This is a genomic window from Chlorogloeopsis fritschii PCC 6912, assembly GCF_000317285.1.
GTDB lineage: Bacteria > Cyanobacteriota > Cyanobacteriia > Cyanobacteriales > Nostocaceae > Chlorogloeopsis > Chlorogloeopsis fritschii.
Genome location: NZ_AJLN01000109.1, coordinates 11,947 through 25,214, shown reverse-complemented (window position 1 = coordinate 25,214; position 13,268 = coordinate 11,947). Strand labels below are relative to the sequence as shown.

Below are 13,268 nucleotides of genomic sequence, written 5' to 3'. Positions count from 1 at the left end.
AAATCTCAAAATGATTCCCTGCCTTTGCACTAGTGTAGGATGGCAGAAGTAAACGAACAACTGACACACATCTTGAAAGCTAGGTTGTTAAGGATACTAAGTGTGATGAGCACCATTGACTCGCAACACTTCACCGGTAACATAGCTGCTGGCAATGGGTGATAGAAGAAATGCTACCGCCCAAGCAATTTCTTCCGGCTTGCCAAAGCGACGGAAAGGAATCTCTGCGGTGATTTTTTCTTTAACTTTATCTGGTATTGCCCTAGTCATTTCTGTATCAATAAATCCTGGTGCTACCGCATTTACCCGTACATTATAACGGGCAGTTTCTCTAGCAAGAGATTTCACTAGACCAATGACAGCAGCTTTGGTGGCAGCGTAGTTTACTTGTCCCACATTGCCCCTTTCTCCTGAAATTGAACTGATGCAGACAACCGAACCTTGTCCCCGTTCGTACATCCCAGAAATAAAAGGTTGAATGGTATGATTCACACCTTTTAAGTTGACGTTAATGACTGCATCCCAGTCTTCTGGAGTCAATTTAGTAAAAAAGTTATCGCGGGTAATCCCAGCATTAGCAACCACCCCATAAACAGGCCCCAATTTCTCTTCTATTTTGGCAGCCGCAGCTTCCATAGATGCCAAGTTAGTTACGTCTGCTTCGACTGCAAAGGCTCCACTTTTGCCTTCGCTGATTTTGATGTCGGTATAAGCAACCTTTGCTCCTAACTCTTGGAGTAAGGCTACAATCGCAGCGCCAATTCCTCGATCGCCGCCTGTAACAACAATGACTTTATCTTCTAGTCCTAAAGATACCATGACCAATTCTCCTTTATATCCTTTAGATTTGTTCGATTGCGATCGCTGTACCGCCGCCAGTACCGTGGCAAAGTGCTGCCATGCCGAGGGATTGTTGTCGCTCCTGTAAAGCATTAATCAGCGTGACGATAATTCTGGCTCCAGAAGCACCAATCGGATGTCCGAGGGCGATCGCTCCGCCATTAACATTCAACTTATCAATAGGTACTCCTAGCATCCGGTGAAAAAGCAAGGAGTTAAGCGCGAAAGCTTCGTTATTCTCGAATAGGTCAAAATCCGAGACTTTCCGATTGAGTTTATCCAACAACTTCTTAGCTGCCCCAACTGGCATTTCTACAAAACGCCAACTCTCGCCGCCTTCCCAACTTCCGCCCAGCACTTTAGCGACAGGCTTCAATCCATACTTGTCCACTGCTGCTTGGCTGGCTAAAATTAACGCTGCTGCTCCATCGCTGATCTGGCTGCTATTTCCTGCTGTCAAAACACCGTTCTTGTTAAAAGCAGGACGTAGTTTTGTTAGAGTTTCCAGTGATGTATCCGGACGAATTCCCTCATCAGTATCGATTATTTGCGTACCTTTTTTAGTAGTAACTTCAATCGAGGCAATCTCATTTTTGAAACTGCCTCGCTCCGTGGCGGCGGCTGCTCGCCAGTGGGAATCAACAGCGATTTCATCTAAATCTTTGCGGCTAAATCCATAATATTCTGCGATCCGCTCCGTTTGCTCTCCCATGCCTTCTCCTCTGGTTGCATCCATCAACCCATCCCGGAGTAATAAATCCGTTAACTGCTCTGGCGCACCTAAGAGAAATTTGTAACCCCACCTCGCTCTGTGAGAGAGGAAAAAGCCTGTTTGGGACATCGACTCCATTCCCCCAGCTAGAACGATGTCTGCTTCCCCAGCACGAATTGCTAGGGTAGCATTAATTACACTCATCATTCCCGACGAACAAACCATATCAACAGAGTATCCATTTACCGCCTCCGGAATCCCAGCCTTGAAAGCTGCTTGCCGGGGTAGTAACTGCCCGTGTCCTGCCCTGAGTACATTGCCCATAATATACAGGTCTAATGCCTCTCCTGTAATTCCTGCCCGTTCTAAAGCAGATCGCATCGCATGGGCACCTAAATCAGTCGGTGAAAAATCTGCCAAAACACCTCCAAATCGACCGAGAGGTGTTCGTACTGCTGAAACAATGTACACGTCACGCATAAATATTTTTACTCACTTCTAATTTTGAATTGCAAAAAGGTGATAATTCTTTGGAGAAGGCAGGGGGCAGGAGGCAGAGGAGGCAGTGCGCCCTTGCGGGTTAAGCGCGTTGTAGCAACTGCCGTGGCAGAAGGTAATTAGGACAAGGAGAGGGGGAGAGGGGGAGACAAGGGGCAAGAACGTGAATCACGATTCTCCGTGTCCCTGTGTCCCCCTGTCGCTGTGTCTTCTTCACCTGTTCCCTATCCCCTGTCCCCTGTCCCCTATCCCCTATCCCCTACTCATCATCCATGCGGGTAAATTCTTCGATTTCTTTATAAGCCTCCTTCATGCGGGCGTAATAAGCTTCTTTGGCAAACTCCTCTAATGCTTGTGCCCCTTCTCTGTAAACACCATTGTTAAACGAAGCTTTATATTCACTCGGAGAGTGAAACTGCTGTGTTTCGGTAGAGGTAGCTAGCGCCGTTGTCGATGATTTACCGCCAGAAATTGCAACTGAAACGGCATCAAAATATCCGGTGCCAACTTCGCGTTGATGGCGTACTGCGGTATATCCATCGGACTCACTTGCAAATTCGGTTTCCTGCAATTCGGCATAAGCGCTCATCCCAGTCTGGTAATAGCTGCGAGCTAGCTCAAACATGCCATGATTCAGACAGTGGAATCCTGCCAAGGTTACAAACTGGAATTTATAACCCATTGCTCCTAGTTCCTTCTGGAAATTGGCAATTGTGTCATCATCTAGATTGGCTTTCCAGTTAAAAGAAGGAGAGCAATTATAAGCCAATAGTTTACCCGGAAACTCCCGATGAATTGCTTCAGCGAATAGGCGAGCTTCTGTAAGATTCGGTTTGGAAGTTTCCCACCACAGCAAGTCTGCATAAGGTGCATAGGCTAACCCACGAGCAATGCAATTTGCAAGTCCCGTACCTGCTCTTAAGCGATAGAATCCTTCAGCAGTCCGCTCTCCGGTAATAAATGGTAAGTCTCGCTCATCAACATCGCTGGTAATTAATTTGGCACTTTCTGCATCAGTACGGGCGACAATTAGTGTTGGAACACCCATCACATCAGCTGCTAGCCGTGCTGCATTCAAATTGCGAACGTGGGCAGATGTTGGAATTAGCACTTTACCACCGAGATGGCCGCATTTCTTTTCTGAAGCTAATTGATCTTCGTAATGCACTGCAGCCGCACCTGCCTCAATGTAGGCTTTCATAATTTCAAAGCTATTTAAAGGGCCACCAAACCCGGCTTCGGCATCGGCAACAATAGGAGCAAACCAGTAGATATCGTCTTTTCCTTCCAAATGCTGAATCTGATCGGCTCGCTGAAATGTCCGGTTAATGCGCCGGCATAATTCTGGGCCGCTATTAGATGGATAAAGGCTTTGATCGGGATACATTGTTCCTGCCAGGTTAGCATCGGCGGCAACTTGCCAACCAGATAGGTAAATTGCCTTCAACCCAGCACGCACCATCTGCATTGCTTGATTACCTGTGACTGCACCAAGGGCATTGATATAGTTTTCGTTGTGCAGCAGTTCCCAAAGTCTGTTAGCGCCCATTTCGGCAAGGGTATAGCGGATTTGCATTGAACCGCGCAGTTTGAGTACATCTTCAGGAGTATATGCACGTTGAATTCCATTAAAGCGACCTTGCGGGGCATTTGGAACTAAGGTTTCAAAAGTAGATTTACTCATACTCATAGTCTCCTTTAATTCATGTAGAAAGTGACAAAACTAAGTGGAAAAATCTCTGGTTGTAGATTATGTGGGTATTTCTGGAAATTTACTTGCACTGATAAGTGTGTAATTTTTGCCTGGAAAACATCTTAAATAGGACTTACGCAGCAGTAACGGAAAAACGAACCACATAGACGCGGCAGCGGCTTCCCGCAGGGTAGAACACAAAGAACACAAAGGACACGTATACTTCGCAGGCTGCTTCCCGCAGGTAGAAATAAGAGTTTGAGAGGGTTTTTGCATAAGTCCTGTTAAAAACTGACAAGATGACGATAGGCTGGCAGTGTCAGGAACTCCTCGAAGTTGTCTGCAATGACAAGCTGGGTAAACAGTTCGATCGCTGTGTCGAAAGTTTTTTGCCAAGAACTGCGATCGGCAATTTCTTGGTGTAATGCCGCGATTTCTTCGTTAAGAAGGGCTTGGAAAAGGGGGCGATCGACGCTACGACTGTCTTCTAGGGTGGCGTTGTGATGGAGCCATTGCCAAATCTGGGCACGACATATTTCCGCCGTTGCTGCATCTTCCATCAAGTTATACAAAGGCACGCAACCAGAACCACTAAGCCAAGCACTCAGGTACAAAATGCCAACCCGAATATTATTCCGCAGCCCGGCTTCAGTAATGCTTCCTGTTGGTACACTGAGCAAATCTGCTGCGGTGATAGTGATGTCGTCTCGTAATACAGACAGCTGATTAGAACCAGGCATTTTGCTGTCAAAGACTTGGCGGGCTATGGGAACAAGGGCGGGGTGTGCAACCCAGGTGCCATCATGCCCATCTCCGGCTTCGCGCTCTTTGTCAGCTTTTACTTTGGCAAGGGCTGTTTCATTAGCAACGGGATCTGTTTTAATCGGGATTTGAGCCGCCATTCCCCCCATTGCTAAGGCACCGCGGCGGTGACACGTCTTGATTGTCAGCAGGCTGTAGGAACGCAGAAAATGAGTCGTCATGGTTACCTGCTGGCGATCGGGTAACACGCAATCAGCGCGATCGCGGAATTTTTTAATAAAGCTAAAAATATAGTCCCAACGCCCGCAATTTAACGCCACAATGTGATCGCGCAAGGCGTAGAGAATCTCATCCATCTCAAAAGCGGCAAGGATGGTTTCGAGCAAGACTGTAACCTTAATCGTGCCAATGGGTAAGCCAAACGCTTCTTGAGCTGCAACAAATACCTCATTCCACAAAGCTGCTTCGTGCCTGTTTTCCAATTTGGGCAAATAGAAATAAGGGCCAGAGCCTTGTTCTAGGAGCTTGCGGGTGTTATGGAAGAAATACAGCCCAAAATCGAATAACGAGCCTGACACGGGGCGATCGTCTACTAGGATATGCTCTTCGAGGAGATGCCAGCCACGAGGGCGAGCAATCAAAACGGCTGTCTTTTCATTGAGTTTGTAGGTTTTGCCAGTTGTAAAATCGCTAAATTCAATGGTGCGATTTACAGCATCGCGCAGATTGATTTGTCCGGATACCATGTTGTCCCAGGTGGGGCTGTTGGCATCTTCAAAATCTGCCATAAATACATTTGCCCCAGAGTTTAGGGCATTGATGACCATTTTGCGATCGCACGGCCCAGTAATTTCAACGCGACGATCTTGCAAATCTTGGGGGATTGGGGCAACTTTCCAGTCTCCATTGCGTATCGCTTCTGTTTCTGATGGAAAGTCGGGTTGCCATCCGGCATTCAGTTGTTGCTGGATCGTTTCTCGCAATTTCAGCAGACGCTCTCGTTCAGCACCAAAGCGGCGTTGTAGCATGGCAATAAACTCTAGCGCCTGTGGAGTCAAAATTTCGGCGTATTCTGCACAAAGTTTGCCGCGAATTTTTATTCCATTTGCGGTCGATTTGTTTGTTTGTACATTGAAGCTGGTAGTCATATCATTTATCGTTTTTTTGGGTACTAAGTAGAAGACAGAGGAAAAGCCTTTCATTCTGCTTACTCATCCCCACTACAGCGGCAGTTTGACTCAACTTTTAGTTAATAAATGACTTTTGGTTAAGTAGAGACTAAACAGAAAAGATGATGGGGAAATTATTGAATAAATTAGTTTTTTATTCACTCAACCAGTCATTTAAGAGCGCCTTTTAACAGTTGCAAAATATAATCCTAAACCGAAAAAAGTTTAGTAAAACACTCTGAACTTCTTTATTAAAGGCAATTTTTTAAGTCTTGTTTGTTCACTTTGCAGTTCTTGTATTTTGCTCAGAATAACAAAAGACTTTTCCAATATCTGTTGACTTTGTTTTGCAGGTAATTACATTTTCAAGTCAATTTCTTTGTCACTAATTCTTATTCTATAAGATTATTTTATTAAAAATTATATGTAAAACAAGATAATAGCAAAATTTACATTTTTTAATTTGTAGAAATTCAAGGTAATGGTTTTACTTTTCAACTATTCATGTTGGTAGCGGTTGTTGCAGATTCTATGCTTTCTAACTTTTATTGTTTATAGTGCTGGAAGTAAAAAATAAGTGTATGACAGTGTAAAGCACTAAAATATGGCTTTGCATAAGCATTCTACAGTGTCATACAGTGTCATCAATATCATAAAATTATTGCTTTGATTCTAATACATCAATTAAATTCAAGTTACAAGAATTTACAGCTAAAAAATATAATTATCAATTTAATTACTGATTTATCCTATTTACCAAGTTCAAACTGGTAACGAGAAATAGAGTAAGGATCTGTCTCAAATTGACAAAAAAAGAAAAGGGTGAGTTAGGTTAACTAACACACCCTAAACAATAGATATTTTGCAAGCGGAAAGGAATAAGCTTGTTATTACCTAAATTTTCTTGTTAATATCAATTGTTCTTGCAGTTAATTTAGCCTTGTTCAAAGGCAGCTATGATTTAACACCGAACCACATATCAGTGAGCTTTTTCATATATGAAAAATAATTGAACCACCAATCTATGTACTCTCGTGTAGGAAGTTCTATCGGTTGAGGGTACTGTATAGGGGGTTCAATATACCTGGAGTACTTTTGGAGCGCTATGTTGATTGGCTCGTTATCAAGGGGTTCATTTAGTACTTGTCTGATTTGTTGATCGTCAAGTTGCTCATTAATATCCAGAGTGTTTGTAGAGCTAGACTCGTGTTGCTCTAAAAATAGAGCGATCGCATCCAAAATTACTTGAGAGCGATTCGGATTTTTTCCTGCTCGACGAGATGGGTATAGTTCCTGCGCCAGTTGATCGATGCGCTCTAGTATCTCAGGCGGAATGCGAACAGATACCAAAGGAGAATTTGCCATTTCTGTTTACTTTGATCTCATGCGTTTGGATATTGTATCTTATCGATTGACTAGGTTGACGGTGGCACCAAAGGAACAACCTATAAGCATTTCATCCATTAGTGCATGACTTATTTCCAACAGTAGCCCTGAAAAACGAAGTGGATTTATGACTATATCAGTCAGTTAGTCAATCAATTTATAACTATTGTAATTATTTTTCACTCTTTGCTTGCCAGCAAGAGTATTTTCGTGAAGTATTGTAGCGGTTCAAAAATCACTTTTAAACTTGGGGAAAGTTCCTCACAACATCCTCAAATTTATTTTCTAAGCTAAAACTAGAGCCTTTCTACTTCCAGTAGATCTAGCTCTACTGATAATTATTTATACATACAGAATAGTAAGCTGAGGGTGCAAAAATTATGACTAAAACCATTTTTAATCTCACACTGCCAACTGTAGCCAGTATAATTGAGGACATTCTTGAAACTTATCCAGATCATCCCTATCAGCAGGCTTTTTCTATTCCAGACTTACGTCAAGAATTAATTGCTCACGTTCTAAGCAGAGTATCAAATTGTTACGTAGTTGTAGAAGAAGGTGAACAACAGTCTATTAATTTCCGAAGTTTAGCTTGTTCTCTTAAGGATAGATCTTGCATTGAAGATTTGATTCACCAGGGTATAGAGAAAATAATGTATCAAAGAGAACGAGAACTGAGTCTGCAAATTCCTGAAACAGAAGATCCTGGTTTAGCGCCTTCTCATTGGTTTGGATGAATTAGTTTTTGCTTGGTTAATCAGACTGGTAATTTTTTCTAGGGCGATCGCTACTCCGCGTTGAGCAACAGGTGATAGGCGATCGCCAAGTTCAAAGTTTTCTCCTGGAACAATTACCCACCAAGTTTGGGGATAATAACTGTAAAGAGTTTGAGTCAGAGCCAATAGTGTTTGGGGATTGCTCAAATGTCCTGCTATATAACTATTGGTGGCAGGTAAGAGTGATTTTACTTGTACTTTAGAGTTTTCACAATTAAAACAAGCATCGACAAAAATTGCCAAATCAACATTTGCCAAATTTGCCGCGAGTTCGGGAGTCAATTGGTGAACAGCAATAGATTTGACGTTGGCTAAATCCTGAGTGGCAATTTTTTCTGCTACTCTTTGCCCGATCGCATCATCACAACGCAAGTCATTGCCATAACCAATTACTAGGACATTATTGCTCATAATTTAATTCCGCCACGCTTCATTGACAACACTCCCGTCTGCTCCCACTAATTGAACGTGCAAAGGCATTTGCCCGACTGCATGGGTGGAACAACTCAGACAAGGATCGAAGGCTCGAATTCCAGCTTCTACACGATTCAACATTCCTTCAGAAATTTCCGAACCATTAACGAAGTGCCGGGCAATTTGAGCAACTGTGCGATTCATTGCCAAGTTGTTTTGCCCTGTGGCAATGAGTAAATTTACTTTTTGAATTAAGCCGTTTTCATCAACTTGATAGTGATGGAACAAAGTGCCGCGCGGTGCTTCACTGACGCCAACAGCTTCTAGTTGATTAATACCAGCATCGGCGCGGAGCCGATTGGATAATAGATCTGGATCGTCGAGCAAAATTTCAATCTGCTCAATCGATGCGAGAATTTCGATCAGCCGAGCGTAGTGATAGAAAAATGAGGAGCTAACTGTGCCTTTGCCTGCGTCTCTAAACTCCCGCAATTCGCGATCAGCTAGAGCTGTGCCAATATGGCTGCAAACATTGAGACGTGCTAAAGGCCCTACTCGATAAATACCACTATCTAAGCGACAATGATCTTCTCGATCGGGATATCCTAAAGGACGGTAATAAGGAAATTTTAGGTAAGTCCAAGGTTCAACTGCTTCGCCGATATATTCTTGATAGCGAGTTGGATCGAGTTTGTCAGCAATGATGTTGCCTACACTATCGACAAAGCGGATGTATCCATCGTAATTTTCCCACAAGCCTTCAGGAGTGACTAACCCCATGAATAAGCTGGGGAAGTTACCAAAGGTTTGCGCTTCTTTTTCGTAATCTTGGAGCAAACGCTTAAACAGATCTAATGCATTTAGGATTGTAGTTCTTACTTCGGGGATGCGAGTTTGAATATGAGTTCTTCCCTGGGCAGATAAGGGTTCCCTCACACCTCCAGGTACAGCCCAGGATGGGTGAATTTTGCGCCCGCCCAGAAGTTCAATAATTTCTTGCCCAAATTGGCGCAACCGAATCCCCCCACGAGCGAGTTCAGGTTCAGCTGCAATTAAGCCAAAGACGTTGCGTTTACTTGGATCGCTATCCATGCCCAGCAAAAAATCAGGCGCACTTAAATGGAAAAAGCTGAGAGCATGGGATTGGATAATTTGCCCCAAGTTCATCAAACGGCGTAGTTTTACTGCTGCGGGAGGAATGGTAACGGCAAGAATGCGATCGCCTGCTTTTGCAGAAGCTAATAAGTGGCTCACCGGACAAATGCCACACACGCGTGCTGTAATTCCGGGCATTTCTGCTAAAGGACGCCCTTCACAAAACTTTTCAAAGCCTCGAAATTCAGTCACATGGAAACGAGCATCGCTGACTTGTCCTGTATCATCAAGGTAAATGGTGATTTTGGCGTGTCCTTCGATGCGGGTAACAGGATCTATGATTACTTTTTTCATAAAAATTTTGCCGCCTAGCTGAGATAGATTTCAAGGTAATATTAGGTTTGAATCTCAAAATCCCTCGCTAAAATCCGCATCAGTGGTTCTTCTAGCCAAGGTGACCAAAAGGCATAACATACGAGCTTTTCAGTATGTTTTTCTGACAGTTTAGTAGCTCGTTCGATGAAAGGATCGTTTAAGTGAACTGTACATTTACTCAGTTCGGCATTCTGGATATTGAACATCTCAACTCCAGCTACGTCTGTAAACACAAGTATCAAATCTTTTTCATCATCAGTTTGAAAATGAACATATAGTGTTCCGTTAACTAAAGATATCTCGCCAATTTGCCCATCAACTAACTGGAAGTTTGTCAATGTTTCAGATGAAATTCTCGGCTCTTTTGAATCTCTTAAATCTTTCGTCATAGTTGTATCTTTCCCCTCCAATTGCTCCTTACTGGTAGGGTGGGCAATGCTTAACTTACAGAAAACCGCTGTAATTTATTGAGGAGCTTACCCACTGCACCAACAGTCATAGATTTCTTTTGCCTCTGGATACTCATCGCAGTATTCTTCAAAGGCTGTTCTATCTATTGTCTCTGCTCGTTGATGAGCGATTTCGGCTTGTAGTTCCTCGATTACATCCCAAGCTGCAGCACATTCTTCGGAACGGATACCTTTTTGAGTACAAACTTCGCGAGCTTTTCTAATTTCGTCTTGGAGTTGTTGCTCAAGCAGAATTGTGCGGGGTTGCTCAAGAAAAGTACTATTTGCCAGAATATCAGCTAATGAAATTATACCTAGCAGTTCGTTTTGAATTACAGGTGCTCTCTGAATATGATGGTCGGCAAATAACCGCGCTACATATTCTAAACCTAAATCGGGGTTAACTACGATACAAGGTTTGGTCATTACCTCGTAAACACGCACTCTATTTGGATCTTTGCCATAGGCAATTACTTTGTAGACAATATCACTCTCACTAATAATGCCGTAGGCATCTTGTTCGTGGCGACGATCCACAATTAGTGCTTTCCAATTTCTAGCCCTCATTAGTCTCACAGCTTCAGCAACTGTTGCCGAACTGCGAATTGTAGCAACATCTTTAGTCATAATGTCTGCGGCTTTAAGCATAGTCAATCTCCCGAACTTTCTAAATTTAGCCAAATTTGATGAATTCACGTCCTTCTAATTGTGGTATTTCTCCATGTAAGAGTGGTTCTAATACTGCTTTAATCCGAGTAGCTGAAGGCGGGCAACCTGGTAAATAAATATCAACTGGTACTACTGCATGAACTGGTGTGACTCGATCTAGTAACTGCGGCACAATACCAGGCTCTTGGGGAATTTGTCCGTGGATATCTGCGGTTTCGATGTAACAGCGCTGGAGAACTGGTTCGGCACTGCCCAAGGGATTGCGTAAAGCAGTAACATTACCTGTGACAGCACAATCGCCAAAGGAAACAAGGAGGCGCGATCGCTCTCTCACTGTTTTAATTGTTTCTAGATGTTCTTCGTTGGCGATCGCTCCCTCTACTAACACCACATCTACTTCTTGTGGGTATTTTTTGATATCGATGAAAGGACTGTAAACTAAATCTACCTGTGCTGCTAAATCAAACAGCCATTCGTCTAAGTCAAGAAAGGACATATGACAGCCAGAACAACCACCGAGCCATACTGTTGCTAATTTCAAACGAGTCATAGGATTTTAGATTTTGGATTTTGGATTAGGAATTTGAAAAAAAACTTTCTTTCCTTATACCTCCTGCCTTTACTTAAAAATTCCATTGCTGTTTTTCCCGTGCGGTAACAAGAAAGTCGAGTTTGGCGTGATCGTGTTTCATTTCGCCGACACTCGCACCTTTAGAGAAAATTGCACCCGTAGGACAAGCATTGACGCATTTACCGCAGGAAGTACAAGTTTGCGAGGTTCCCCAAGGTTGATTTAAGTCGGTAATTACGTGAGAATTTGTACCTCTACCTGCCATATCCCAAGTGTGAGCGCCTTCAATTTCGTCACAAACACGGACGCAACGTGTACAAAGAACACAACGGTTGTGGTCAATGCCAAAGCGATCGTGGGAAACATCGACTTTGCGAGCCGGGGAGTGGTATTCTAAGCGCACATGATCCATACCCATCTCAATTGCCAAGTCTTGCAACTCGCAATTGCCATTTGCCACGCACACCGAGCAAATGTGATTGCCTTCTGCAAACAGCATTTCTACAATGGTGCGACGGTATTTTTGCAGGCGATCGCTTTTAGTCTTAACTTCCATGCCTTCAGCAACTTTTGTGACACAAGCGGGTTGTAATTTATTGCTACCAGCAATTTCGACTAGGCAAAGGCGACAAGCACCAACTTCTGAAACTCCTTCTAAATAGCATAGTGTCGGAATATGAATTCCTGCTTCTCGTGCTGCCTCAAGTAGAGTTTCATCCTCACGAGCGCTGATTAATTGGTCATCAATTGTTAAAGTTTTTACTGTCATTGCTGTTGTTCTACTCAAACTCAACAAAACTCTGCCCGCTCAATCTTGCCACGGAAAAATTCTAAGTAATTGTCTGTGCCAAACCACCAACCCAAGCTTACCTGGGAAGGGATTGTAAATCCTGCAAATGTTTGTTCTTGTTGTACTTCTCCGCCAAAGGGGATGTAAGCGAAACTGCCATCATCGGTGTGTTCCCCCCAACGCAGAAAAGAAATCTTCAAGACTTTGCCGTCAGGATCTATAACTAGTGTGAGCGTTACAGGTTCACCATCAATTTTCAGACTAGCTTGGATAGTTCTCTCATCAATTGCCTGCCAACTTACGCCCTGCTGGGGCAATAAGGCAGAGGGCAGCCAGAGTAATTCTCCAGCGAGTCGTCCAATGCTGGAGCGCTTAACATCAGGATTGTGGGCGTTTACTAACGGAATCAACCCTCCAAGGGAGAATTGCATTCGTCCCGATTTGTTGGCATAATAATCGGCTCCTATAAATTGAAATAAACCACGACCGATCGCTGCTTTCCAAACAAATCCTTTGGCTGAGATAATTTCTGTAGCTCGCATCGGTATCCACGGTTTATCCCGTTCCATCCTAAAACTGCCACTCATTTCCAAGCTTACAGAAGTAGCAATAGGAGTGCCTGGGGCAATGGCATGGAGAAAGTAACGCCTGACGGGAGGGGGTAATTCTGTAACCATGTCTTCGGTGAAACGAGTTTCTGCTGGTGCAGTTGAGAGCGATCGCCAAATTCTGTTAACTTCTTGTTCGTTTTTGACTCGTAAAACTACTAAAACGAGTAAAGCGATCGCTAGCAATAAACCAATACTGAAAAAAACTTTTGCAAACATTCCCCTCACCCCCTTTTATCGTTTGGCGTTATTAAATTTGGATATGAAATGCAAAAATCAACTATTCCCAACTTCTACTCTCTGCGCCTCTGCGAACGCCAGTTGCTTTAAGTCGGCAGAGCCGACGACAGTTGCTACAACGCGGGGAACCCGCGCAACGCACTGTCTCCCCAACGCACTGGCTCCTCTGCGTGCGTCTTATGTTTTCAGTCGTTGGATAAATTAACTAGAGGTTACCTGTT

13 protein-coding genes are annotated in these 13,268 nt (G+C 43.6%); 1 reads left to right on the top strand and 12 read right to left on the bottom strand.

Features of this window, described 5'->3' with window-relative positions:
• Positions 1 to 96 precede the first annotated feature (96 nt).
• The 5 genes from phaB to UYC_RS0123140 form a co-directional block, all read right to left on the bottom strand.
• A complete protein-coding gene (phaB, locus tag UYC_RS0123160; RefSeq protein WP_016874919.1) occupies positions 97 to 819 on the bottom strand; it encodes an acetoacetyl-CoA reductase PhaB in 723 nt (240 codons plus the stop codon).
• 22 nt (positions 820 to 841) lie between these two features.
• Positions 842 to 2,032 (bottom strand): acetyl-CoA acetyltransferase PhaA, encoded by a 1,191-nt coding sequence (gene phaA, locus UYC_RS0123155; RefSeq protein WP_016874920.1) that lies wholly within the window; start codon positions 2,030 to 2,032, stop codon positions 842 to 844.
• A 277-nt stretch (positions 2,033 to 2,309) separates the two neighbouring features.
• On the bottom strand, positions 2,310 to 3,734 hold the full coding sequence (aceA, locus tag UYC_RS0123150; protein ID WP_016874921.1) for an isocitrate lyase: 1,425 nt from the start codon (positions 3,732 to 3,734) through the stop codon (positions 2,310 to 2,312).
• Between the two features lie 293 nt (positions 3,735 to 4,027).
• The gene (aceB, locus tag UYC_RS0123145) at positions 4,028 to 5,653 is read right to left on the bottom strand and encodes a malate synthase A (protein WP_235082959.1); all 1,626 of its coding nucleotides are present in this window, start codon (positions 5,651 to 5,653) and stop codon (positions 4,028 to 4,030) included.
• A 975-nt stretch (positions 5,654 to 6,628) separates the two neighbouring features.
• Positions 6,629 to 7,039: a ribbon-helix-helix domain-containing protein gene (locus UYC_RS0123140; RefSeq protein ID WP_016874923.1), complete on the bottom strand. Its 411-nt coding sequence runs from the start codon at positions 7,037 to 7,039 to the stop codon at positions 6,629 to 6,631.
• A gap of 401 nt (positions 7,040 to 7,440) precedes the next feature.
• On the opposite strand from UYC_RS0123140, the gene UYC_RS0123135 reads away from it, so the two are divergent.
• On the top strand, positions 7,441 to 7,797 hold the full coding sequence (locus tag UYC_RS0123135; RefSeq protein WP_016874924.1) for a hypothetical protein: 357 nt from the start codon (positions 7,441 to 7,443) through the stop codon (positions 7,795 to 7,797).
• Here the strand turns inward: UYC_RS0123135 and UYC_RS0123130 are convergent.
• From UYC_RS0123130 to UYC_RS0123095, 7 genes are all read right to left on the bottom strand, one after another.
• Positions 7,771 to 8,247: a hydrogenase maturation protease gene (locus UYC_RS0123130; protein WP_016874925.1), complete on the bottom strand. Its 477-nt coding sequence runs from the start codon at positions 8,245 to 8,247 to the stop codon at positions 7,771 to 7,773. The two genes, UYC_RS0123135 and UYC_RS0123130, sit on opposite strands and share 27 nt — an antisense overlap.
• Before the next feature lie 3 nt (positions 8,248 to 8,250).
• Positions 8,251 to 9,699: a Ni/Fe hydrogenase subunit alpha gene (locus UYC_RS0123125; protein ID WP_016874926.1), complete on the bottom strand. Its 1,449-nt coding sequence runs from the start codon at positions 9,697 to 9,699 to the stop codon at positions 8,251 to 8,253.
• Between the two features lie 41 nt (positions 9,700 to 9,740).
• Entirely contained in the window at positions 9,741 to 10,109 is a 369-nt protein-coding gene (locus tag UYC_RS0123120; RefSeq protein ID WP_016874927.1) for a hypothetical protein, read from the bottom strand.
• Positions 10,110 to 10,196: 87 nt separating this feature from the next.
• Positions 10,197 to 10,817 carry a CBS domain-containing protein gene (locus tag UYC_RS0123115; RefSeq protein ID WP_016874928.1) on the bottom strand — a complete coding sequence of 207 codons (621 nt, stop codon included), beginning with the start codon at positions 10,815 to 10,817 and terminating at the stop codon, positions 10,197 to 10,199.
• Positions 10,818 to 10,842: 25 nt separating this feature from the next.
• Complete coding sequence (locus tag UYC_RS0123110; protein ID WP_016874929.1) at positions 10,843 to 11,388, bottom strand: NADH-quinone oxidoreductase subunit B family protein; 546 nt, start codon at positions 11,386 to 11,388, stop codon at positions 10,843 to 10,845.
• 73 nt (positions 11,389 to 11,461) lie between these two features.
• Entirely contained in the window at positions 11,462 to 12,178 is a 717-nt protein-coding gene (gene hoxU / locus UYC_RS0123100) for a bidirectional hydrogenase complex protein HoxU (RefSeq protein WP_016874931.1), read from the bottom strand.
• Positions 12,179 to 12,198: 20 nt separating this feature from the next.
• Positions 12,199 to 13,026, bottom strand: a complete 828-nt coding sequence (locus UYC_RS0123095; RefSeq protein ID WP_016874932.1) for a DUF6920 family protein — start codon at positions 13,024 to 13,026, stop codon at positions 12,199 to 12,201.
• Positions 13,027 to 13,268 lie beyond the last annotated feature (242 nt).